The organism is Sorangium sp. So ce131, assembly GCF_051519095.1.
Taxonomy (GTDB): Bacteria; Myxococcota_A; Polyangia; order Polyangiales; family Polyangiaceae; genus Sorangium.
The window spans coordinates 2,204,620-2,227,763 of the sequence record NZ_CP150455.1 but is presented as its reverse complement, the minus strand read 5'-3'; the positions used below and the strand labels follow the sequence as shown (position 1 = coordinate 2,227,763).

The 23,144-nt window shown below is 72.0% G+C and carries 17 protein-coding genes; 12 read left to right on the top strand and 5 right to left on the bottom strand.

Annotated elements, in window-relative coordinates:
- Positions 1-1,080, top strand: coding sequence for a hypothetical protein (locus WMF43_RS08120; protein ID WP_437678828.1), 1,080 nt, complete (start codon positions 1-3; stop codon positions 1,078-1,080).
- A 3-nt stretch (positions 1,081-1,083) separates the two neighbouring features.
- Here the strand turns inward: WMF43_RS08120 and WMF43_RS08115 are convergent, their stop codons facing one another.
- Positions 1,084-1,935, bottom strand: a complete 852-nt coding sequence (locus WMF43_RS08115) for a LamG domain-containing protein (protein ID WP_437678826.1) — start codon at positions 1,933-1,935, stop codon at positions 1,084-1,086.
- Between the two features lie 120 nt (positions 1,936-2,055).
- On the opposite strand from WMF43_RS08115, the gene WMF43_RS08110 reads away from it, so the two are divergent.
- Both WMF43_RS08110 and WMF43_RS08105 read left to right on the top strand, forming a co-directional pair.
- Positions 2,056-3,639 carry a DUF1592 domain-containing protein gene (locus WMF43_RS08110; protein ID WP_437678825.1) on the top strand — a complete coding sequence of 528 codons (1,584 nt, stop codon included), beginning with the start codon at positions 2,056-2,058 and terminating at the stop codon, positions 3,637-3,639.
- Positions 3,640-3,715: 76 nt separating this feature from the next.
- Positions 3,716-5,284 carry a DUF1552 domain-containing protein gene (locus WMF43_RS08105; protein ID WP_437678823.1) on the top strand — a complete coding sequence of 523 codons (1,569 nt, stop codon included), beginning with the start codon at positions 3,716-3,718 and terminating at the stop codon, positions 5,282-5,284.
- A gap of 115 nt (positions 5,285-5,399) precedes the next feature.
- Here the strand turns inward: WMF43_RS08105 and WMF43_RS08100 are convergent, their stop codons facing one another.
- Positions 5,400-6,185 carry an SDR family NAD(P)-dependent oxidoreductase gene (locus tag WMF43_RS08100; protein ID WP_437678822.1) on the bottom strand — a complete coding sequence of 262 codons (786 nt, stop codon included), beginning with the start codon at positions 6,183-6,185 and terminating at the stop codon, positions 5,400-5,402.
- A 200-nt stretch (positions 6,186-6,385) separates the two neighbouring features.
- Here WMF43_RS08100 and WMF43_RS08095 point away from each other — a divergent pair, with 200 nt between their 5' ends.
- From WMF43_RS08095 to WMF43_RS08075, 5 genes are all read left to right on the top strand, one after another.
- The gene (locus WMF43_RS08095; RefSeq protein WP_437678821.1) at positions 6,386-8,830 is read left to right on the top strand and encodes a lysyl oxidase family protein; all 2,445 of its coding nucleotides are present in this window, start codon (positions 6,386-6,388) and stop codon (positions 8,828-8,830) included.
- Positions 8,831-8,938: 108 nt separating this feature from the next.
- Positions 8,939-10,801 carry a M16 family metallopeptidase gene (locus WMF43_RS08090; RefSeq protein WP_437678819.1) on the top strand — a complete coding sequence of 621 codons (1,863 nt, stop codon included), beginning with the start codon at positions 8,939-8,941 and terminating at the stop codon, positions 10,799-10,801.
- Positions 10,802-10,804: 3 nt separating this feature from the next.
- Complete coding sequence (locus WMF43_RS08085; protein ID WP_437678818.1) at positions 10,805-12,568, top strand: M16 family metallopeptidase; 1,764 nt, start codon at positions 10,805-10,807, stop codon at positions 12,566-12,568.
- Positions 12,565-13,371 carry a phosphatase PAP2 family protein gene (locus WMF43_RS08080; protein WP_437678817.1) on the top strand — a complete coding sequence of 269 codons (807 nt, stop codon included), beginning with the start codon at positions 12,565-12,567 and terminating at the stop codon, positions 13,369-13,371. The genes WMF43_RS08085 and WMF43_RS08080 overlap by 4 nt, the downstream gene beginning before the upstream one ends.
- A 49-nt stretch (positions 13,372-13,420) precedes the next feature.
- Entirely contained in the window at positions 13,421-15,649 is a 2,229-nt protein-coding gene (locus WMF43_RS08075) for an FUSC family protein (RefSeq protein WP_437683968.1), read from the top strand.
- Between the two features lie 134 nt (positions 15,650-15,783).
- On the opposite strand, the gene WMF43_RS08070 is transcribed toward WMF43_RS08075, so the two are convergent.
- Together WMF43_RS08070 and WMF43_RS08065 are read right to left on the bottom strand one after the other, a co-directional pair.
- Complete coding sequence (locus WMF43_RS08070; protein WP_437678815.1) at positions 15,784-16,494, bottom strand: hypothetical protein; 711 nt, start codon at positions 16,492-16,494, stop codon at positions 15,784-15,786.
- A gap of 23 nt (positions 16,495-16,517) precedes the next feature.
- Entirely contained in the window at positions 16,518-16,694 is a 177-nt protein-coding gene (locus tag WMF43_RS08065; protein ID WP_437678813.1) for a hypothetical protein, read from the bottom strand.
- A 548-nt stretch (positions 16,695-17,242) separates the two neighbouring features.
- Here WMF43_RS08065 and WMF43_RS08060 point away from each other — a divergent pair.
- From WMF43_RS08060 to WMF43_RS08045, 4 genes are all read left to right on the top strand, one after another.
- Positions 17,243-17,407 carry a hypothetical protein gene (locus WMF43_RS08060; protein WP_437678812.1) on the top strand — a complete coding sequence of 55 codons (165 nt, stop codon included), beginning with the start codon at positions 17,243-17,245 and terminating at the stop codon, positions 17,405-17,407.
- The gene (locus WMF43_RS08055; protein WP_437678810.1) at positions 17,392-18,312 is read left to right on the top strand and encodes an SMP-30/gluconolactonase/LRE family protein; all 921 of its coding nucleotides are present in this window, start codon (positions 17,392-17,394) and stop codon (positions 18,310-18,312) included. The genes WMF43_RS08060 and WMF43_RS08055 overlap by 16 nt, the downstream gene beginning before the upstream one ends.
- Positions 18,313-19,047: 735 nt before the next feature.
- The gene (locus WMF43_RS08050) at positions 19,048-20,679 is read left to right on the top strand and encodes a DUF1592 domain-containing protein (protein ID WP_437678808.1); all 1,632 of its coding nucleotides are present in this window, start codon (positions 19,048-19,050) and stop codon (positions 20,677-20,679) included.
- A complete protein-coding gene (locus WMF43_RS08045; RefSeq protein WP_437678806.1) occupies positions 20,676-22,106 on the top strand; it encodes a DUF1552 domain-containing protein in 1,431 nt (476 codons plus the stop codon). The genes WMF43_RS08050 and WMF43_RS08045 overlap by 4 nt, the downstream gene beginning before the upstream one ends.
- 67 nt (positions 22,107-22,173) lie before the next feature.
- Here WMF43_RS08045 and WMF43_RS08040 read toward each other — a convergent pair whose 3' ends face one another.
- Positions 22,174-23,142 carry an ABC transporter permease gene (locus tag WMF43_RS08040; protein ID WP_437678804.1) on the bottom strand — a complete coding sequence of 323 codons (969 nt, stop codon included), beginning with the start codon at positions 23,140-23,142 and terminating at the stop codon, positions 22,174-22,176.
- Between the last annotated feature and the right edge of the window lie 2 nt (positions 23,143-23,144).

The following is a 23,144-nucleotide window of genomic DNA, read 5'->3' as shown; positions in this document are numbered from 1 at the left end:
GTGCACGTCTCCAGGTGGGCCTGGGCCCCGTCGGCCCTGCAGGCGCTGATCGTCGCGGCGGGGCTCCTGCCCGCGCGCGCGCTCGCGACGCCCGCCGAGCCCCGCACCATCGACCTCCGCTGGAAAGCGCCGGACGGATGCCCGCCGGCCGACGAGGTCCGGAGCGAGATCGCCCGGCTGCTGGGAGCGTCGGAGCGCCTCCAGCCGATCGAGGCCGAGATCGCGATCGCCCGCCAGGGCGACACGCGCCTCCGGCTCGATCTGCACATCCGCGCGCCGTCGCCCGGCAAGCGCGTGATCCACGGCGACGACTGCGCGTCGATGTCGCGGGCAGCGGCGCTGATCGTCGCGATGTCGATCGATCCCGACGCGGTCGCGCGGAACGCCGCCGCGCAGCCCGCCGCGCCGCCCGCGCAGCCCCGGGCGATCGACGCCCCCGTCGCCGGCGCGCCGCGCCCGCCGCCTCCCGCGCGAGACCCCGCGCCGCGCCCGCCGCCCCCCGCGCGAGACCCCGCGCCGCGCCGCCCGCCGCCCGCGGCGGCGGCCCGGCCTCCGGCGGCCGCCGAGCGCGACCTGGAGGGGGCGCTCTGGCTGAGCGCGCAGGTCGAGCAGGCGCTCGTGCCGGCGCCCGGCGTCGGGCTCGCCGCGGGCGGCGGGCTCCGCGTCGGCAGGCTCCGCGCCGACGCGGCGGCCGGCGTGGTGCCGTCGAGCTCGAGCCGCATCGCCGGGACGGCTGCAGGCGCCGAGTTCCGGCTCTGGTTCGTCGAGGTCGACGCGTGCGCGCGCGCCCTCGGGCGCCCCATCGGCGTGTACGTCTGCGCGCTCGGCCGCCAGCACTGGCTCCTCGCCCGGGGGCTCGAGGTCGACGAGGCCTTCACCCGCACGGCGCCGATCTTCGCGGCCGGGCTCGGGACGCTGCTCGAGTGGCGCATCGCCGCGCCCCTGAAGATCGAGGGAGCGCTGCACGCCGTCGCCCCGCTGCGGCGCCCCCGCTTCGTCGTCGAGAACCTCGAGGGGACCGTCTATCGCCCCCCGGCCGCAGGCCTCAGCGCCCGCCTCGGCCTCGCGCTGGCCTTCTGAGCCTCACGGCCGATCCGGGCCGGCGTTCCACGCCGCCTCGACCGCGCAGCCGGCCAGCGCCTCGCCGTAGATGCGCAGCTCGTCGTAGCGCCCTCCGAAGTACGGGTCCGCATCGAACTGGGACCGCCCGAGCCAGTTGTTCACGTCCTGGATCCCCGAGAGCGGAAAGCCGACCGGCGCGCTCTCGAGGAGCGCGCCATCCAGGTAGAGGGCCAGGGTCGCCGCCGCGCCGTCGAAGACGACGGCGACCTGATGGACCTCGCCGTCCTCGAGCGTCGGCTCGGCGTGGATCGCCACCTCGCCCGTCACGCCGCTGTCGCTCGCGAGCGCGGAGACCCCCCGCACGTCGAAGCCCGTCGAGGGGGTGATCACCAGGTAGGACGTTCCCACCCCCCCCTCGCCTTCGACGGGATCTTCGCCCCCGCTGGCGAGGCCGAAATCGACGATGCGCAGGTACGCGCCTCCGCGGTCGCGGACGACCCAGACCATGACGGTGACATCGCGCAATCCCGCCAGGAGCCCCGCCGGCAAATCGACGTAATCGTCCTCGCCGTCGAGCGTGAGCCCCCCTCCACCATCGAGGCTCGCGCCGCCGAGGATCGCGCCGTCAGCACCTCCGATGAGATCGGCGACGAAATTTCCCACGCCGTCGAACGTGTACCGATGTGTCGGCGACGGCAGTGCGTCACAGGGACTCGCCCCCTCGCCCCCTCCCCCGCCGCTGCCCGCCTCACCGCCGCTGCCGCTCGCCGCTGACCCCGGATTCATGCGGCCCACCGCGATCTCCACGTCCGCCCCGCACCCGGACAGCCCGAAGAGCAACACCATCACCGTAGTTTTCTGCGCGCAGGGCACGGCCTGATCTTAGCGTGGGCGCGTCGTCGATTTGATCACGAAATCGGCGCGCTCCGGTCACGAGGGCATCACTGCCGAATCCACACGCGGGAGACGACGATGACGTTCAGACTTGACCGAGTGTTCGCGAGTCCGTGGCTCGCCGCCGGGGGATGTCTCCTGGGCATCTCGTGCACTGGCATCCTCGGAAACCAGGACGATCCGGAGGAAGACGCCTCCGTCGCTCCAGGCGGGATGCCCCTGCACCACATGACAGCGTCGGAGTACAACAACACCGTCGCCCACCTCCTGGGGACGCGCCTGAGGCCCGCCGACGGCTTCCCCGCCTCCGGCGCGAAGGGCTTCGACGCGAGCGTCAGCGCGCTCTCGAGCCTCTCGCAGGTCCTGGTCCAGGGGTATTACGACGCCGCCAAGGAGCTCGCCGCGGACGCCTTCTCGAACGAGGCGCAGCGCGCCGCGATCCTCGTGTGCGACCCGGCGGAGGCCGCGGGCGACGGGTGCGCGCGCGAGATCATCGAGCGCTTCGGGCTGCGCGCCTTCCGCCGCCCGCTCGAGGCGGCGGAGGTCGACCGGTACGCGGCGCAGTACGCCGACGCGCAGACGAAGCTCGAGATGTCTCCCGTCGAGGCGGTGCAGCACGTCGTCCGCACCCTGCTGACGTCGCCGAATTTCCTCCTGAGGATCGAGGTGGGACCCGACTCCGAGCGATCGCCGGGCGCCCTCAACGGCTACGAGATCGCGTCGCGCCTCTCGTACCTGCTCTGGAGCTCGCTGCCGGACGAGACGCTCTTCGACGCGGCGGAGGGCGACGAGCTGGCCACCGAGGGCGCGCTCGGGCAGCAGGTGGACCGCATGCTGGCCGACCCGAAGAGCGCCGCCTTCTTCCAGAACTTCTTCGGGCAGTGGCTCGGCACACGCACGCTCCCCAGCCACAACGCCGACACGACCGTGTTCCCGGGCTGGAACGACGAGGTGAAGGACGCGATGCTCGACCAGGCGAACGCCTACTTCGCCGCGTTCACGACCGGCGAGCGGCGGTGGTCCGAGTTCCTCACGGCGCCCCACCCGGAGAGCCCGCTGCTCGAGCCGCTCTACGCGAGCGACCCCGAGGGCATACGCGCGGGGTTCCTCACGCTCCCTGCGTTCCTCACGCTGTCGTCGCGCGCCGATCGGACCTCTCCCACGTCCCGCGCGAAGACGATCATGGCGCAGCTCTTCTGCGTGCCCATGGCGCCGCCCGCCAACGTCGATATCCCAGAGCTCGACGCCGCGGGCGGCGGCTCGGGCCCCATCGAGAACGTCCGCAAGCGGCTCGAGAAGCACCGCGAGTCGCCCGACTGCGCGACCTGCCACGACCTGCTCGACCCCATCGGGCTGAGCCTCGAGAACTTCGACGCGATCGGCGCCTACCGGACCGAGTACCCGAACGGCGACGCGATCGACGCGACGGGCAAGTACGGCGACACGGAGTTCCAGGACATCTCGGGCCTCCTGCCGGAGCTCCTCCAGAACGCCCAGCTCGGGATCTGCCCCTCCGAGCAGCTCTTCACCTATGCCCTGCGCCGGCGCCCGCTCGGCGAGGACAAGTCCACCTTCGAGGCGATCGCCGCGCGCTGGGGGAGCGGGACGATCGCGGATCTGGTGAAGCAGGTGGTGACCAGCGACGCGTTCCGCCTCCGCGGAGCGAAGGGCGGGGCGCGGTGAGTCCGCGCGTGTTGTTTCCGCAGCTGTTTCCGTACGCTACCGGGCACGAAGGAGCGATGTGCACATGAAACGCTTGATGACACGCAGAAATTTGTTGCGCGGCGCGGGCGTCTGCCTGGCGCTGCCGTGGCTCGAGAGCCTCGCGCCGCGCAGGGCGAGCGCCGGGGAGCCCGGCACCCCGAAGCGCTTCCTGCTCTGCACCTTCCCGAACGGGGCGCCCCATCACTGGTGGGAGACGGCCCCCGCGTTCGGAAAGACGCTGAAGGGCGCCGACTTCAAGCTGCCGAGGGTGCTCGAGCACTTCGCGCCGGTGAAGTCGAAGATGCTCATGATAAGCCGCCTTGGCAACTACACGTGGAGCACGGAGCAGCACCCCTACATCGAGCCCTCCCACTCGCGCCTCACCGCGGCGCTCTCGACCTGCGTGGACGCCGATCAGCTGGGGAGGGAGGCGCGCCAGGACCTCGGCGAGTGGGTGGGCAACGGCGTCTCGGTCGACCAGCTCATCGTCCAGAAGGCAGGCCCGGAGCAGGCGACCCGCATCCCGTCGCTGCAGACGGGGCTCGGGGTCAAGCCCGGCTTCTTCGACCAGCGCAGCTACGCGTACAACCAGGCAATCTCCTGGAAGAGCCCGCGCGAGCCGCTGAAGCGCTCGGTCAACCCGAAGGCGGTGTTCGACGCGCTCGTCAGCGCGGGCGCGGCGACCGCGTCGCCCGTACCCGGGCAGACGGACGAGGTGGCCAGGATCGAGGCGGAGCGCCGCGCGGCGACCGAGAAGAGCGTCATCGACGGCGTGCTCGCCGACGCGAACTCGCTCATCAACCGGGTCGGCTCCGAGGATCGCAAGATCGTCCAGCAGTACCTGGACTCGCTGCGCGAGATCGAGAAGAACGCGACCCGCGTGCAGGCGACGATGACCCCCCCGGCGGGCCTGGGCTGCAGCCCGATCGGCAAGCCCGGCGTGGTCCCCGAGCCGCCGGGCCAGGCGGAGGGGCTCAACGAGAACGACAGCACGGAAGCCGGCCAGTACAAACACGACGATCACGCGAAGGTCATGATCGACCTCATCGTCATGGCCATTCAATGCGACGTGACGCGCGTCATCACCCACATGCTCGACGACGCGCGCTCCGAGTTCGAGTACCGGTGCATCCCGGAGGACGTCCGCGCCCAGGTGGGGCTCGCGTACAGGAGGGAGAGCAGCCTGCACTTCCACTCCTCCCAGCACGGCCCCGGCAACATGGACCGCGCGACCCAGGACGGCCAGTACAAGATCGTCCAGCAGAGCAACCTCGACTACGCGGCGATCAACTGCTGGCTCGCCCAGAAGAGCGCGCAGCTCGCGCAGCGGCTCGACGCGATCCCCGAGGGCGACGGCACGGTGCTCGATCACTGCGTCATGGTGCACATGAGCGAGATGCGCTCGCACGATCACGACGGGTACGACCTGCCCATCGTGCTCCTCGGCGGCGACGGCGTCTTCCTGAACGACGCGCACGTCGCCTACGGCGCCCTCGGCAGCGATCGCCAGCTCCGCGATCTGTGGTTCACCATCATGAACCAGTACTACGGCCTCGGCGTCTCGTCGTTCGGCGAAGATCGCCGCGGCGAGCCGAACGCGTTGCTCGAGGAGATCCTGCGGTAGCGCGGCGAATCACGGCCTCGACGGATGGGCTCACGCCGGAGGTCGAGGAGGGGCGCTCGCGGACACGTCGACGAGCGATCACCTGGCCGGGCCGCGCGGACGGGGCGCGCCTCGCTCAGAACCCCGAGCGGCGCGCCATCTGCCGCGTGATCCAGCGCATCGGGCCGGGCGCCACGCGGGCGGCCACGCTCGCGGTCTTCACGAACAGGCTCGTCTCCAGGACCTCGCGGCCCGCGTCGACGGCGCGCACGGTCATCTCCGCGACGTCGTCCGGGCTCTGCGGGTTGTGGCCCGGCGGGCGGTAGCCGACGTTGTCGTCGGCCACCACCGCGTTCTGCCGGAACGGCGTCGCCACCGGGCCCGGGCGCACGACCAGCACGCGCACGCCGCGCGACGCGAGCTCCGCGCGGAGCGACATCGAGAGCGCCTCGAGCGCGAACTTCGACGAGGCGTACGGGCCCATCCGCGGCGAGGCGACGACGCCCGCCACCGACGAGACCATGACGATCGTCCCCTTCGCGGCCGAGAGCGGCTCGATCGCGAGCTGGGCAAGGCGCACCGGGGCGATCACGTTGAGCCGGTAGATCGCCTCGAGCTCGGCCGGGTCCACCTCCAGCGAGGGCGCGTAGTAGCCGCGCCCCGCGTTGTTCACCAGCACGTCCAGCCGGCCGTACGCGCCGAGCGCCCGCTCGCACAGCGCCTTGCGGTCCTCCTCGACCGTGACGTCCCCCGCGACCGCGAGCGCGTCGCCGCCCGCCGCGCGGGCCTCGGCGGCGACGCGATCGAGCGCCTCCTGCCCGCGCGCGCTCAGCACCACGCGCGCGCCGCGCCTCGCCCACGCGAGGGCGAGCGATCGACCAATCCCGCTGGATGCACCGGTGACGACGACGACGGGGGCCATGTCGGCGAGAGTATACGCCCCTCGGGTAAGCTGAGGAAAATACGCCGCTCGCGCCCGGCGCCGGTCGGAATCCTGCGCGGCGCGCGCGAGCGTGCTGCGATCGATCGGGCGCGCCTTTACGCTCTCCGGCTCGCTCCTGCGCGCGCCGCGGCGACACGCCGGCCGCCGCGCAGCCCCTCCGTCACTCGCCACAGGTGCACATGAAGAAGCTCGTCGAGACGTTGTGGATGGGATCGTTGCTCGTAGCGGTCGCCGCGTGCGGCGACGGCGCGCCGGCCGAGCCGCCCGGGGGCACGGGAACGGGCGGCAGCGCCGGAGAGGGCGGCGGCGGCGGCAGCGCCGGAGAGGGCGGCGGCGGCGGCGACGGCGGCGCGCCGGACGGGGTGCGCTGCGAGGGCTCGGACCTCGTGTGTCCCGCCGGCGCCCGCTGCCAGATCGACGCCGAGGGCAAGCCGTCGGGCTGCACGGCCGCGTGCGACGACACGCGCGCCTGCGGCGAGGCGGCGTGCTGCAGCCGGGGCGCGACGTGCGTGGACGGCGGCTGCAGGGCGGCCGACCTCGTGCTCGAGCCGCTGGGCGACGAGCCCGTCACGTTCGCCATGGCGCACGTGGGCGAGGACGCGTGCGAGGCGCTCCAGGGCTGCGTCGGCGGGAGCGGCCGGCGCGCGCTCATGCGGTTCAACGTCTCGCTCCGGAACGCCGGCGACGTGCCGCTCGATCTCGGCGCGCCGTCCGAGAGCGACGTGTTCGCGCCGAACTTCTGCGAGGACAGCTACGTCGTGCCGCGCTTCTTCCGCGCGCGCCTCCTGCGGGGCGGCGCCGCGGTCGCGGAGGGCGCGCTCGACGCGCGCTGCGTCGCGATGCCCGGCGGAGCGTTCAGCTGCGACGCGCAGGGCCTCGGCCCCGGGGACCACGTCGCGCAGCCCGGCACGGTCGCGTGCAACGCCCTCGACGTGACCGGGGTGCCGGCCGGGCTCTACGATCTCGAGATCACCGTGAACCCGGACCACACGATCGCCGAGGCGCGCTTCGACAACAACGCGGTGGTCCTCCCGGTCGACTACCCCGCCTGCGACGGCACGATGTGCGGCGGCGCGTGCTGCCCCAGCGGCCACGAGTGCGCGGCCGGCGTCTGCATGGTGCCCGACCTGCGCCCGAACGCCGAGCGCGTCGCCGACACGGTCCAGTTCTCGTACCAGACGTTCGCCGCGGACTCCTGCGAGATCATGGAGGGGTGCATCAGCGGCCCCGGCCGGCGGCGCCTCCTCCAGTTCGAGGGGCGCATCGAGAACGCCGGGCCGGGCCACCTCAACCCTGGCTCCGAGTTCGACAATCCGCTCTTCGAGTTCGCGCAGTGCCACGGGCACTACCACTTCAAGGAGTTCACCAATTACCAGCTGCTCGACGCGGACGGCGAGGTCGTCGCGCAGGGGCACAAGCAGGCGTTCTGCCTCCTGGACATGGATCCGCTCGATCCCGCGAACCCGCAGCCGCAGGGCTCGCCGGGCGCAGGGAGCGCTGGGTGCAACTTCCTGAGCGCCGGGTGGGCCGACATCTACGGCGTCGGCACGTCGTGCCAGTGGGTCGACGTGACGGACGTGCCCGAGGGGGACTACGTCCTCCGCGTCGCCGTCAACCCGACCGGCGTGATCCCCGAGCAGTCCACCGACAACAACGTGGTCGACGTGCCGGTGCACGTCCCTGCGGTCCAGCCTTGCGAGCCCCAGCCGGAGATCTGCGGGGACTTCATCGATCAGGACTGCGACGACGTCCCGGACAACGGCTGCGCCTCGGGGTGCATCTTCCCGATGACGGAGGTTTGCAGCAACGGCGCCGACGAGGACTGCAACGGGATCCCGGACGACGGCTGCACCCCGATCCCGGGCGCGGAGAGCTGCGAGACCCCGGGGGAGCTCACCGACTCGATGAACTACGCCGCGGTGATCGGCGCGGCGGGCCCGTCGGACGTGGCGCTGCCGTGCGGCGGCGAGGGCGGCGCGGTGTTCTTCCGGTTCACGCTGCCGTCCGAGGAGGTCGTGTACCTGAGCACGCTGGAGTCGGAGCTCGACACCGTGCTCGCGGTGCTCCCGGGCGAGGGCTGCGCCGGCGCGCCCGTCGGGTGCGCGACCGACACCTGCGGCGACTTCCTGCCGGGCGCGAACCTCGCGGCCAAGCTCCCCGCGGGGACCTACACGGTCGTGGTCAAGGCCGCGTACGCCGGCACCTCCGGCACGGTGCGCCTCAAGTACCAGCACACCGCGTGCCTCGGCGAGGAGGCCGAGGTCCTCGGGGAGAGCGGCCTCGTCGGCGGCGACACCACCGGCGCGTCGGTGCCCGCGGTGTCCGCGTGCGGCCCGAGCAGCCCCGAGCAAAGGTACTATCTCCCCCTCTGCCCGGGCCGAGGCGTCCTCGTGTCTTCCTGCGGCCTGACGGAGTTCCCGATGACGCTCAAGGCAGCGATGGACGCCTGCAATCCGGTCCAGTTCCAGTGCTCCGGCGCATTCGGTACCTGCGCCGGCGGCGCCGGAGGGTCCAGCGTCTCGATCGGCACGGATCAGCCGGGAGGCAGCCTCGGATCCGTCACCGTGAGTGGGCGCACGCCGGTGGATTTTGGGCCGTACCAGCTCTTCCTCCTGAACTTCTGACGCGAGCGCGCCGCCGGGCGTGACGCTCTTCTTACCGCTCGTTCGCAAATGCGAGCGCTGCCCGAACTTTGCGCTCCACCCCGGGCGATCTGCGGTAAAACCGCGCCCATGCGAGCCCCCCATCCGTCCGAACGAAGGCGCCGCCGGGCGCTCTCGTCCCTGTCCAGCGCGCTCGTCGCCGCGCTCGGCCTGACGTTGTCCGTCCACGGCGCGCCGCCTGCGGCGGCGCAGTCCGCCGTCAAGCCGGCCGCGCCGGCGCAGCCCGCGGCGGCGGCGCAACCGGGCGCCAAGCCGGCCGCGCCGGCCCAGCCCGCGGGAGCGCAGCCCGCGGCGGCGGCGCAACCGGGCGCCAAGCCGGCCGCGGCGGCCCAGCCCGCGGGAGCACAAGCCGCGGGCGCGCAGCCCACGGCGGCGCCGGCCACGGGCAGCGTGAGCGTGATGATCCCGGTGGAAAAGTACACGCTCGCGAACGGGCTCGAGGTGGTCCTGCACGAGGATCACCGCACGCCGGTCGTGGCCGTGAACGTCTGGTACCACGTGGGATCCAAGGACGAGCCGCAGGGGAAGAACGGCTTCGCGCACCTCTTCGAGCACGTCATGTTCCAGGGCTCGAAGAACGTCGGCGAGGACATGTTCCTCAAGTACCTGGAGCGGGCCGGCGCGAGCGAGCGCAACGGCACGACGAACGCCGACCGCACGAACTACTTCGAGACCGTGCCCGCCAACGAGCTCGCGCTCGTGCTCTGGCTGGAGAGCGACCGGATGGGCTGGCTGCTCGACCACGCGAACGACGAGACGTTCAAGAGCCAGCGCGACGTCGTGAAGAACGAGCGCCGCCAGAACTACGAGAACGCGCCGTACGGCCTCGTGCCGCAGTTCGTCCGCGCCGCGCTGTTCCCGGAGGGCCACCCCTACCACCTGCTCACCATCGGCACCCCCGAGGACCTCGACGCCGCGCGGATGGACGACGTCCGGGCCTTCTTCAAGGCGTTCTACGTGCCGAACAACGCGACCCTCGTCGTCGCCGGCGACATCGACAGGGCGAGGACGAAGGAGCTCGTCGAGAAGTACTTCGCCCCGATCCCGAAGGGCGCCCCGCCGCCCGTGGCCACGAAGCCCGACCCGGGCGACCTCGCGACCGAGGAGCGCCTCGACATCGAGGCCGACGTGGAGCTGCCCCGCGTGACGATCAACTGGGTGACGCCGCCGAGCTTCGCGCCGGGCGACGCCGAGCTCGACCTCGTCGCCAACGTCCTCTCGTCGGGCAAGACGAGCCGGCTCTACAAGAAGCTCGTCTACGATCTCCAGATCGCGCAGGACGTCTTCGCGGGCCAGCAGTCGAGCCAGCTCGCGAGCACGTTCCAGATCACCGCCACGCTGAAGAAGGGCAAGTCGCCCGAGCAGGCCTTGAAGCTCATCGACGCCGAGCTCGAGCGGCTGCGCAAGGCGCCGCCGTCGCAGGACGAGCACGAGCGGGCCCGGACGAAGCTGCTCTCGGATCTCGTCTTCAGCATGGAGCAGGTGACGGCCCGCGCGAACGCCATCAACAACTACAACCAGCAGGCCGGCGATCCGGGGTACTTCCCGAAGGACGTGGCCAGGTACGAGAAGGCCACGGCCGCCGACCTGCAGAAGGCAACGGCGGATTTTCTGCCCGCGGGCAGGCGCGTGATCGCCCTCGTCACGCCGAAGCCGGGCGCCCCGAAGGCCGGGCGCCTCGTGAAGCAGACCGCGGCGGCGCCGGCCGGTCAGAAGCCCGCGGCGGCCACGCCCGCCGCGGCGCCCGCGGGCCAGAAGCCCGCGGCGGCCACGCCCGCCGCGGCGCCGGCCGGTCAGAAGCCCGCGGCGGCCACGCCCGCCGCGGCGCCCGCGGGCCAGAAGCCCGCGGCGGCGCCCGCCGCGGCGCCGGCCGGTCAGAAGCCCGCGATCGAGAAGCCTGCGGCCGGCACGGCCGCGCCGAAGGGGGGTTGAGCCATGACCATGAAACGAATCCTCTCCGTCTCGCTCGCCGCCGCGGCGCTCGCCGCCTGCGCACCGACCCCGAAGGCGCCGCCCGCCGCCACCACGGCGGCGCGCCCCGCGCCGCCGCCCGCCGCGCCGCCGCCCGCGCCTGCGGACGCGTTCCGCAAGTCGCCGCCGCCTCCAGGGCCGGAGGTGGTCTTCGTGCCGCCGCGGATCGAGGAGGCGAAGCTCGCCAACGGGATCCGCGTCCTCGTGGTGGAGCGGCACGAGCTGCCGATCGTCGCGGTGGAGGTGACCACCGTGCGGGGCGCCGATCAGGCCGAGCCCGGCGTCGGCGCGTTCGCGGGCGCGATGCTCACGCAGGGCACGAAGACCCGCAACGCGCTCGCGTTCAGCGACGCGCTCGGCAAGCTCGGCGCGAACTACACGTCCTGGGTCAACTTCGACGGCGGCGGCGTGCAGGGGCAGAGCGTGACCCCGCGGTTCGGCGAGATGCTGACGCTGCTCGGCGACGCGTACATGAGCCCGGCCTTCGACCGGACGGAGATCGAGCGGGAGCGCTCGCGCCGCATCACCCAGCTCGCCGAGATGAACGACCGGCCGTCGTCGCTGCTCTCCATCGCGCAGGGCATGACGCTCTACCCCGAGGGCCACGCGTACAGCGCGCCGCTGCTCGGCACCGAGGCGGCGCTGAAGAAGATCACCCAGGGCGCCCTCGCGAAGTTCCACGCCGCGCAGTTCCGGCCGGAGCTGACCACGATCGCGATGGCCGGGAACATCACCAAGGCCGACGCGGTGAAGGAGGCGGAGCGGGTCTTCGGCGCCTGGAAGGGGCCGGTCGGCGCGCCGCCCGCGCCGCCGACCGCCGAGCTCCCGCCCACGCCGCCGGCGCTCGCCGCGGGCGAGCCGCGCGTCGTCGTCGTCGACCGGCCGGGGCTCACGCAGTCGACCGTGGTGGTGACGATGCCGGGCGTGCCGCGCTCGACGAAGGACTACGACGCCCTGCTCGTGATGAACACGCTCCTCGGCGGGCAGTTCTCGAGCCGGCTCAACCTGAACCTGCGCGAGAAGCACGCGTACACCTACGGGGCGCGCTCCAGCTTCGACATGCGGCACGGACCGGGCCCGTTCTCCGCGGGCGGCGCGATCGTGCGGGAGAACACCGGCCCGGCCGTGCGGGAGATCCTCGCGGAGATCGACCGGATGCGGCGGGAGCCGGTCACGATCGAGGAGCTCGCGGACGCCAAGGCGAACCTCATCCGCCAGCTGCCGGCCCGCTTCGAGACGGCGGGCGCGACGGCGTCGACGATCGCGAGCCTCGCGATCTACGGCCTGCCGCTCGACGAGTTCGCGACGCGGCCGGCGCGGATCCAGCGGATCACGCCCGTGGACGTGCAGCGGGTCGCGCAGCAGTACCTCGTGCCCGAGCAGCTCCGGGTCGTCCTGGTGGGCGACGCCGGCGCGATCGGGGAGCAGCTGTCGGCGCTGCAGCTCGGGCCGATCACGGTCCAGAAGGCGCCGGGCGTGACGTCCGGCGACGCGGCGGACAAGCTGGGCAAGGGCGCCGCGGCGCCCGAGGCGGCGAAGCCGGCGGCCCCCGCGGCGGCCCAGGGCGCCAAGCCGGCGACCGCCGCGCCGGCCCAGGCGGTGAAGCCGGCGGCCGCTGCGCCCGCCCAGGCGGCCAAGCCGGCGGCCGCTGCGCCCGCCCAGGGGGCAACCAAGCCCGCCGCGCCCGCGCAGCCCAAGGCGCCCTCCCCCGCGACGAACAAGCCGTGAAGTACGCCGCGCCGCTCGCCTGCGTGGGGGCGCTGGCGTGGAGCACGCCCGCCGCCGCGCAGGTGGGGCCGGCGGCGCCGGACTGGGCGTTCGGCGCTCCGGCCGGCGAGGCGGTCGTCGTCGCGGTCAGCGCCGCCTCGCTCGCGAGCTACCTGCTCCCTCAGCGGCGCTCCGCGTGGGGCGCCGCGTCCAGCGAGGAGCGCGACGAGGTCCTCGGCGGCATCAGCGACATCACCGGCGCAGCCGGGGGCACGCTGCTGCTCCTCGGCAGCGGGTACGCCCTCGAGGGCAGCTACCTCGCGGGCGCCGGCGTCCCCCACCCCTTCTCGCGAGCGCTCCGGACGTCGCTCATCGAGGCCGAGGCGGCGGCGCTGTCGACCGGCCTCTCGAGCCTGATCAAGCGCCTGTCGGGCCGTTGCCGGCCGCGCTCGTGGCGGACGGACCGGTGCGGCGACACCGATCTCGATTTCGACGCGTTCCCCTCGGGCCACACGACCCCGGTCGCGGCGCTCGCCGGCGCGCGCCTCAACCTGGTGCTGCGCACGACCGGCGACGCCTCGCCGCGCCTCGGCGCGCTCGCCCTCGCCGAGACGGCGACCCTCGTGACCATGGCGCTGCGGATCGGCGCCGGCGCGCACTCCTGGCAGGACGTCGGCGCCGGCATGATCCTGGGCCACGTGACGGGCTTCGCGGTCGCCGCCGTCCACCCGATCGCGCCGAGCAAGTCGCCGTATGCCGCCGGCGCGCTGCCGGAGGAGCCGGGGGCGCAGCCGACGATGATCACGTGGACGTGGGTGTACTGAGCCTGGTGAAGGGGCGCACGCGCCGCGCGGAGGGACGAGCGCCGTGATCATGCCTTCCCGCGAGCGCACGCTCAGGCTCCTGAAATCGATAGCGCACATCGAGCCGGCGAGGCCGTCGCTGAAGAGCGGCCTGCGCGCGGCCGTCGCGGCCCTCGTGCCGGTGCTCGTCGGGCAGGCCGTCCCGGTGCACGCGACCTCCTGGGCCACGCTGGGCGGCTTCCTCGCGACCGTCGCCGACAAGGGCGGCTCGTACCGCGCGCGCGCCGCGACCATGGGCGCGCTCACCGTCGTCGGCGCCCTCGCGGCCGTCGTCATGGCCCTCGCAGGTGGATCGCCGTGGACGGCGACGATCGCGCTGTTCGTCGGCGTCTCCGCGGCCGGCTTCGCGCGGGTCTACGGGGCCGAGGCGGGCAGCGTCGGAGGGCTCGTCGCGATCATCATGGCCGCGTCCATCGCCGCGCCGGCCGACGGGGCCGAGGCGCTCGCGCGCGGCGCGGGCGTGCTCGCGGGCGGCCTCTGGGCCATGGCGCTCGGCCTCCTGCTCTGGCCCATCCGGCCGTACCGCCCGGTGCGCGTCGCCGTCGCCGCGTGTTACCGCGCGCTCGCCGACCACGCGGCCGCGCTGGAGGACGCGTCGCGGCGGGGCGAGGAGGCCGGCTACCACGCGCTCGTGCAGCGGCACGCGACCCTCCGCGCGGCCATCGAGGCGGCGCGCGCGGCGCTCGGGGGCGTGCGGCGCGGGCGCCAGGGCGAGAGCGGGCGCGGCGAGCGCCTGCTCGTCCTGCTCCAGGACGCCGATCAGCTCTTCGGGACGCTCGTCGCGCTCGCCGACACGCTGGAGGCCGCCGGCGACCCGGGGCCCCCCGGCAGGCGCTCCGAGGCGCGCGTCGAGGCCGAGCGCGCGCTCGCGGCGTTCGCGCGCTCGGCGCACGAGGTCGCGCGCGTCGTGGAGACCGAGGGCGGCGGCCCCCGCCTTCAGCCGTGCGCGTGGGACGAGCAGGCGCTCCGCGCGGCGATCGCGCGGGACGCGCGCGAAGGGGGCAGGGCCGCCGCCATGACCCGCTCGCGGCTCCTCCACGCCGCGGCGCTCCTCGCCCTGCTGCGCGAGTACCTGCGCGTCGCGGCCGAGACGGCGCCGACGCTCGACGACAACGACGACAGCCCCGCGGAGGGCCCCCAGCGCGAGCCCGCGGCAGCCACGCCGTCCGAGCCGAAGCTCCGCGACCGCGTCCTCGGGCCGCTCCGCGAGAACCTCACCGCGCGCTCGCTCTCGCTCCGGCACGCGCTCCGCGTGGGCCTAGCGGCGGCGGTCGGCCTGGCGGTGAGCCATGGCTTCGAGCTCCGGCGCGGCTACTGGATCACGATCACCGCCGTCTCCATCCTCCAGCCGTACACCGGCGCGACGGTGCTGAAGGGCCTGCAGCGCATCGCCGGCACGGTGCTCGGGGGCCTGCTCGCCGCAGGGATCGCCGCGGTCGTGCACGACCCGCTCGGCCTGCTCGCGCTCGTCTTCGTGCTCGCGACCGTGGGGGTCGCGCTCTTGCCGGTCAACTACGGCGCCTTCTCCGCCTTCCTGACGCCCACCTTCGTGCTCCTCGCCGAGCTCAGCTCCGGCGACCATCACCTGACGCACCTGCGCGTCGTCAACACGCTGATCGGCGGCGCGATCGCGCTCGCGGCGATCGCCCTCGTGTGGCCCAGCCCGGAGCGCGACCGCTTCCCCGAGCACATGGCGCAGGCCCTGCGCGCGGCGCGCGAGACCCTCGCGCGGGCGGCCGCCGCGTACGGGAGCGAGCAGGCAGGGGCCGAGGCGGCGCTCGCCGCGGCGCGCCGCGACGCCGGGCTCGCGACCAGCAACGCCGAGGCGTCGTTCCAGCGGCTCGTCTCGGAGTCGCGCGGCGCGTCGGAGGCGCTCGAGCCGCTCATGACGGAGCTCACGTACACGCGCCGCGTCGTCGCCTCGGCGGTCGCGCTCGCGTCCTCACCCGGGCCGAGCGCGTCACCGTCGCGCCGCGAAGAGCTCGCGCGCTTCGAGCGCCGCGCCGGCCGCGCGCTCGAGGACCTCGCCGAGGCGGTGGCCGAGCAGCGCCCGCCCGCGCCGCTGCCTGACCTGTTCGCGCCCGAGCCTGGCGACGAGGGCGCCGGGATCGAGCCCGCTCCGACGACGCTGGGGACGTTGTTCCAGGCCCAGCTCGATCGCGTCGCGCGGCAGATCACCGTCCTGCACGCGGCGGTCTCGCGGGCCACGCCGGCCGCGCCGGAGCGGTCAGGCGGGTGAAACCAGCGGGCCGCTCCAAGGCTGCTCCGGACCTCTCGGCAGCTCCAGCAGCCGACGCCGCTCTTCCACGCTCACCTTGAAGACGCGGCGCTCGGCGAAGGCACGGCCGTGCGCAGGTGACGATCTGCTCCTCCTCAGAGGAAGAAGTGGCCCGTCAGGTTGATGGACCCGCTGCTGGCGTTGACGCTTTCGCCCATGTACTCGTAGCTCAGGATCGACCAGCGCCCGGTGATCTCGAACCCGAGGGCCTCCGGACGACCCCAGAGGATGCCGAGCTCCATCATCCCGCCCAAGGCGTCGTCGAACCGAGCGTCGACGACGCCGAGGACGCCGTCGCCATAGAGGTGCGGGTTGAGCTCGAGGATCCCGCCCACGGCCAGGAGGCCGTGCCACGAGCTGCCGAGCGCCACCATGCTTCGGAGGGAGGCCATCAGTGGGACGCGCTCCAGCTTGACCGAGCCATCGGACTGGACGTAGGTGCTCTTGTACTTCCACCCGGCGTCCAGCCCGAGACCGAGTCCCACGCGATCCCCGAACCAAAGAGGCGTCCAGGTCAGTCCACCGGAGAACGAGACTCCTTCGCCGGCGTGGACGGCGGCGCTGCTGCCGTCCGTGTACGTGAGCTCGGCGAGCTCATCGCCGCCGAAGGCGAGGCCGAGTGACGCGTGCAGTCCAAGGGACGAGAGCCATTCCCCGCGGCGCAGGGCCGGGGCGAACTCCTTCGCAGCGGGATCCGACGGGGTGGCCTCGGGCGCTGCGGAGGGAGCCTCGGCGCGCGCCACGGAGGCCCAACCCAACATTCCCACCCCCAGCGTCGTGAACAGGATCTTCGATAGGATAGTCATGGTTCTCGCTCCAATCCGAGCCCTCAGCCGGTGACGGCGATGACGATCTTGTCGCGCACGCCGACGAGGACGCGTTCGCCGGCTCCAGCGCCCGCCGCGCCTGAGGTGGAGGTGGGCGGCACGCGAAGCGCATTGTCTTCACCTGGACGGGTAGACGATATGTTGATGACGAGCGCGCCTGCGGCGTTGCCCGGCAACAAGGGCCAGGACCACGATGACCGCGGGCCGCTCCCGGCCCATGGCTCGGTCCGTTCCTTCCGGTGCAGCCGCGATGCCGGCACGAGACGCTGATATGGCAACGGCTATGCCACCGCGGTGGCGCTGGCGGGCAGGTGGATCTCCTCGGCTGCGGGCCGGGGAAGTAGCCGGCTCGCGCCGTGAGCCTGTCGGGCGCTGCGCGGAATCACGCGGGTGGCAGCGGGTTGCCGGCCGAGCCGAACGCTGGATGTGGTGGCTGGAGCGCGCGGCGGGATGGATCGAACGAATCGATCGGCTTGATCGAATGATCACCCGCGCCGGCCGGCGGCTCCCTTCGTAGACTCCGCGAGCGCGGTCGCGAGCGCGGCGTCATCCCCGCCCGGCTCGGTTCGGACGCGTGGACGCTCGCGCCGCTCACCGGCGAGGAGGTGCCCGCCGGCAACCGAGACGTGCTCGGCACGCGCGCCGTCGCACGGCGGTGAGCGGCGGGCGAAGGGTGGCGGCGTGGAGGGCGGCGCTGGTAAGATAGCCCTCCTCGACATGCTCCGGGGTGGTCCAGATTACGCTGCTGCAGCCCATCCTGTCGGTGATGCAGATCCCGGAGGTGGGTCGGCAGGTCATCCACGGCGTCGTGATCATCACGATGCTGCTGGTCTACGGCCCCGGCCGCAGGCATTTGGATCGAAGGAGGAGAACCCGATGGTCATCGAGCTGACCCCGAGCTTCGAGGTGATCGACCCGCGCTTCCGCAAGCTCGCGCTCCCGCACGTGCACGTCGAGAAGCTGTACACCGGCTGCCGCTGGGCGGAGGGGCCGGCGTGGTTCGCAGCGGGGCGCTACCTCGTCTGGTCGGACATCCCGAACGACCGCATGCTGCGGTGGGACGACACCGACGGCTCGGTCTCGGTGTTCCGCCAGCCCGCGATGAACACCAACGGCCACACGGTCGACCTGCAGGGCCGCCTCGTCTCCTGCGAGCACCGCGGCCGCTGCGTCTCGCGCACCGAGCACGACGGCTCGCGCATGGTGCTCGCGTCGCACTACGAGGGCAAGCGGCTGAACTCGCCGAACGACGTGGTCGTGAAGTCCGACGGCAGCATCTGGTTCACCGACCCGAGCTACGGCATCGACAGCGACTACGAGGGCGACGCCTCGCCGAACGAGCAGGGCGCGCAGCGCGTCTACCGCATGGACCCGGCCGGCCGTGCGCTGACGGCCGTCGCGAGTGACTTCGTGCAGCCCAACGGCCTCGCCTTCTCGCCGGACGAGTCGCTGCTGTACATCGCCGACACCGGCGCGACGCACGTGAAGGACGGCCCGCACCACGTGCGCAAATTCCACGTCGACGACAATGGCAGGCTGAGCGGCGGCGAGGTGTTCGCGACCTGCCCGGTGGGCGTGTACGACGGCTTCCGCGTCGACGTGCACGGCAACCTGTGGCTGTCGGCCGGCGACGGCGTGCACTGCCACGCGAGCGACGGCGCGCTGCTCGGCAAGGTGCTGATCCCCGAGACGGTGTCCAACGTCTGCTTCGGCGGCGCCAAACGCAACCGCCTGTTCATCTGCGCCACGACCTCGCTGTACGCGGTCTACCTGAACACACGCGGCGCAGGGCGTTAGCCAGCAACGATGACCGGCGCCTGCCCCTCTTGACGCGGCGCACCGGAGGAGCTCCGCCAGCCTGGTCCTCCCCCGGACTCGAGGAGAGCCGCGGTCCGGTCGATTGGAATTGACACCCCAAATGTGATCGTTCACATTTGGCCAGAAGGGTCTCCTTTTGCTTCGCCCTGGATTGGGTGGTCTCGTCGCGCGCACCGAGACCTTCGTCCACTGAACGATTTCAGCGAACGATTGCGGTCGCACTGTCGTCGCAGCAGCGAGCGCTGATCGGTCGTGCTCGGCGTCTTGCCAGGGGTGTTCCGCGAGAGAACATGACAGGCCCCGCTTGTTCGACGGCTGTCGTGATCTCCGGAATTTGTTACCGAGAGTGATTTCTTCATCATCCGGCGAAGCGTCCGAATGGCACCCCGCAGGCTGTGGAGTGAAGGCGGCCTCTTCGCCAGGATGGCCGGTTCGCGCATAGAAGAATATTCCGTCAACCGAGGGTAGGTCCCGCAGCTGGGGATTGATGTGTCCGAATCGTCTGGACTTCCCTCTCTCACAACTGCGCCTGGGGCGTGATGTCGGTCACCCGTGATGGCGAGCTCCTCCGAGCGTGCCATCGGCCGGGACCATGCGCCCCGCTTCAGCGAGCACGATGGTCGTTGCATCGCTGTTCATAGCAAGGGAACTGCTCAGCCACCAGAGGTCAGTCAGGAGACAATGATGACCCCACCGTCTTTTTCGATAACCAGCTTGCCGCGCCGCAGGCGGGTGCTCGGCGCGGGGCTCTGCGTCACGGCGCTCCTGCTCGCGGGGTGTACGGGCGCCCTGGGCGATCCGGAGGGGAGCGACTCCCCTGCGCCGGGCGCCAGCGGCGGCGTGGCGCGCGGCATCGACATGCCGGGTGCTCCGCAGTACCACCGGTTCGTGCGCCTCACGAACTCGCAATGGGCGAGCAGCGTGCAGGTGGTCCTGAACCTCGCCGCTCCTCCGTCGCTGTCCGACGGGTTCGAGAAGCCCGTCGCCGGCACGACGGACTTCACGAACAACGAGCACCTGCTGAGCGTGAACCAGCGCTCGTGGCACGACTACCAATCGGCAGCGGAGGCGCTCGCCGAGGAGGTGACGGCTTCGGACGAGGCGCTCGCCGACGTTTACCCGGGGACGGACGCGGAGGGCTTCATCGAAGCCGTGGGGCGCCGCGCGTACCGCCGCCCGCTGACGGACGCCGAGGTCCTCAGGTACATGGAGCTCTTCGACACCGGCGCGGCGATGTCCGGCACGAAGAGCACCTTCGCCAAGGGCGCGCAGCTCGTGATCCAGACGATGCTCCAGTCGCCGCACTTCCTCTACCGCACGGAGCTCGGCGAGGATCACAAGCCGCTCGACGGTTACGAGATCGCGGCGAAGCTCTCGCTCTGGCTGCGCAACGCCGCGCCGGACGACGAGCTGCTCGACAAGGCGCCCACGCTCACGACGCCGGAGGCGATCGCCGCGGTCGCCGCGTCCATGCTGGAGGAGCCCACCGCGGAGAAGCGCATGCGGTACTTCCATGGCGAGCTGCTCCACTTCGATCGCTACACCACGATCAGCAAGCTCGGCGTGCAGAGCTACGACGAGTCGTTGAACGCGGAGTACGAGGAGAGCGCGTACCTGTTCTTCGACAAGATCTTCAAAGAGGGCCTCGGCGTCAACGACATCCTCACGTCCACCAAGGGCTTCGTGGGGCCGGGGATGGCGAGCCTCTACGGCCTTTCGCCGAGCGGCCGCGGCTTCGAGGAGCGAGACCTCGGCCCCAATCGCGTCGGCTTCTTCTCGCAGCTCCCTTACCTGACACTGAACGCGCTGAACGAGGAGTCGGACTCGATCCACCGCGGCGTCAGCATCAACCTCGACGTGTTGTGCACGCCGCTCGGCGCGCCGGCCCCCAACATCCCGCCGGTCCCGCCTCTCCAGCCCGGGCAGACGAATCGTCAGCGCATCACCAAGCTCACCGCCGCCTGCGGCGGCAGGTGCCACAACGATCTCATCAACCCCGTCGGCTTCGCTTTCGAGCACTTCGACGGCATGGGGCAATACCGGGACGAGGAGAACGGAGGCCTGCCGATCGACAGCAGCGGCGTCTACTCGTTCTCCGAAGGGGCCAGGTCGTTCGCGGACGCCGGCGAGCTGATGCGCCACATGGCGGAGGGCGAGCAGGCTCACCTCTGCTACGCCAAGAAGCTCGCGAGCTTCGCGCTCCAGCGCGACGTCGTCCCGTCGGACCTGCCGCTCGTCGAGACGCTCGCCGAGGTGAGCCGCGGCGCCAGCGGCTCTGTGAAAGAGATGATGCTCGAGCTCGTGAAGAACGAAGCATTCCGGACTCGCGTGGGAGGCCCGCTGTGAACTCCAAGATCGTGACGAACCTCACTCATCCGCACGCAGCGCGCCGGCGCGGTATCAATCGGCGCGCGTTCCTGCGCGCCGGCGGCGTCGCCATCGCCCTTCCGTTCCTCGAGGGGCTGCCGTCGCGCTCCGCCTGGGCCGCGGACAACCCGCCCGTGTTCAGCCTCTACATCGTGGCGGCGTGCGGCGTGGTGGGTAAAAAGTTCTTCCCGGACGAGACTGGCCCGCTCACGACCAGCGGGCTCGCCGGCATGACGGAGAAGGCGACGCACGTGCTCGCGCCTCACGCCGCGAACCTGCTGTTCATCCGCGGGATCAACTTCCCGATGGGGGGCCCCACCAACTGCGGCCACGCGCAGGGCCTGTGTCAGGCGCTCACCGCGCGTCCGGCCCAGGGCGGCGGCAGGACCGCAGCCTCGACCGGCGTCTCCGCGGACGTGGTGATCGCAGAGCTCGTGAACGAGGGCGGCGCCGAGCCGCTCACGCTCTACGCCGGCAACCGCAGGAACGGGTACATCGCCGAGCGCATCTCGTTCAAGGGCGGCGGCGCCGGGCAGGTGCGCTCGGCGGACGACAACCCGTACACGCTCTACTCCAAGCTCGTCGGCCTGACGAGCAGCGGTGGTGGCAGCGGCGGGCAGCTCGCCGAGGAGCTCCTCCGCAGCCGCAAGAGCGTGAACGACTTCGTGGGCGAGGAGCTGAACAGCCTGATGCGCATGTCGGCGCTGAGCTCCGCCGACAAACATCGCCTCCAGCAGCATTTCGACTCCATCCGCGACACCGAGGTCGCGATGGGCGAGATGGGCAGTGCCTGTAGCCAGGCGGGCCTCGCGACGTCGGAGCTCGAGGCGCTCGAGGGCGGCTTCGCGTTCAAGATGGACGGCATGATCGAGGACGTCGCGAAGCTCCACCTCGAGCTCGTGGCGCTGGCATTCGCCTGCAACTTCAACCGCGTGGCGACGCTGCAGCACGGCGACGGCACGGATGGGACGAAGTATGCGGTGCCGTCGAACGCGAGCCTCGGCTGGCCCTTCCACCACATCAGCCACCGCGTGCAATCGGACGCAGCTACGGGCAACAACCCGACGGCCGAGCAAGCGCACGCCGAGATCGACGTGCTCCGCATGCAGACGCTGCTGCACGGCCTCGATCAGTTCAAGGCGCGCGACCTCTTCGACAAGTCCATCATCATGTGGACGAACCACGTCTCGGACGGCCCGTCCCACAGCTTCCGCAACGTGCCGACGATCATCGCCGGAAGCGGCGGCGGCTACCTGAAGCAGGGCGAGTACATCGACGCCGGGAACGTCACGAACAACCGCCTCTTCAACGGCCTCATCGCCGCCGCCGTCCGGGACAAGACCGAGTGGACGGAGAACTTCGGTGAGGGCGAGGGCTCCGGGCCCATCGACGACATGCTCGCCTGAGCGCCATCGCCGGACGGTGCGCCTCGCTGCCGACCGCGTCGGCGCGGGGCGCGGCGCCCGGCTCGGATCACCGTCCCTCCTGGTGTTGTCGACCGTAGACCAGCAGCATGGCGATGATCACCGCGCCGTAGATGATCTGGCGCCCGGCCTCGGGCATCTGCAGCACGCTGAGCATGCTCTGGAGCAGCACGATCAAGATCGTGCCGAGGACGGTGCCGAGGTACGTCCCGCGTCCGCCCATGATGTTGGTCCCGCCGATCACCACCGCGGCGATGGCCGGCATGAGGTAGTCGTTGCCCATGGCCTGGTAGGCCTTGTGCGAAAAGCCCGCCAGCAGCATGCCGGTGATGGCGGAACACACGCCGCACATCACGAAGGCGCCGATCAGCACCAGGTGTGTCCTGACGCCCGATAAATAAACGGCCTGCTCCTGGTTGCCCACAGCATAGATATAGCGGCCGAGCGCGGTCTTCTTCAGCACGAAGGTGCCGACGCCGCCGACCACGATCCAGACGAACAGCGCGTTCGGGATGGAGAACGTCCTGCCCACGGCCAGGACCTCCATCCACGCCGGCGCCTCGCTGCGCGGAGCGAAGCCGCCGGTGTAGAGCACCATCAGCCCCTGAAGCACGGTGTTCGTGCCCAGCGTGAAGATCATCGAGGGCACGCGCAGGTACGCGACGCCGAGCCCGTTCACCAGACCCGCGGCGGCGCCGACCGCCAGGCCGCAGGGCAACGCGGCCCAGCCGCCGACCCCTGCGGCCAGCATGGCGCTCGAGGTGAGCACCCAGGGCAGCGAGAGATCGATGTGGCCGAGCAGGATCACGATCATCATGCCCGTGGCGGCCACGCCCAGGAAGGCGGCGATCTGCAGCTGTTGCAGGATGTAGTGCGGGCTCAGGAAGCTCAGCGTGCCCTGGGTGATCAGCGTGCCGATCGAGCCGATCACGAGGACGACGCCGATCGACAGCAGCGTGTACCAGGTCGGCCTGTCGATCTCTCCGAAAGGGCTCTTGAGGGAGCGGGGCTGTTGCATCG

Bases quoted from the DNA above. Each gene is read 5' to 3' on its own strand.
- WMF43_RS08075 (WP_437683968.1), top strand. From the start codon at position 13,421: ATGCCTTCCCGCGAGCGCACGCTCAGGCTCCTGAAATCGATAGCGCAC.
- WMF43_RS08070 (WP_437678815.1), bottom strand. From the start codon at position 16,494: ATGACTATCCTATCGAAGATCCTGTTCACGACGCTGGGGGTGGGAATG.
- WMF43_RS08090 (WP_437678819.1), top strand. From the start codon at position 8,939: ATGCGAGCCCCCCATCCGTCCGAACGAAGGCGCCGCCGGGCGCTCTCG.
- WMF43_RS08055 (WP_437678810.1), top strand. From the start codon at position 17,392: ATGGTCATCGAGCTGACCCCGAGCTTCGAGGTGATCGACCCGCGCTTC.
- WMF43_RS08095 (WP_437678821.1), top strand. From the start codon at position 6,386: ATGAAGAAGCTCGTCGAGACGTTGTGGATGGGATCGTTGCTCGTAGCG.
- WMF43_RS08040 (WP_437678804.1), bottom strand. From the start codon at position 23,142: ATGCAACAGCCCCGCTCCCTCAAGAGCCCTTTCGGAGAGATCGACAGG.
- WMF43_RS08085 (WP_437678818.1), top strand. From the start codon at position 10,805: ATGACCATGAAACGAATCCTCTCCGTCTCGCTCGCCGCCGCGGCGCTC.
- WMF43_RS08105 (WP_437678823.1), top strand. From the start codon at position 3,716: ATGACACGCAGAAATTTGTTGCGCGGCGCGGGCGTCTGCCTGGCGCTG.
- WMF43_RS08100 (WP_437678822.1), bottom strand. From the start codon at position 6,185: ATGGCCCCCGTCGTCGTCGTCACCGGTGCATCCAGCGGGATTGGTCGA.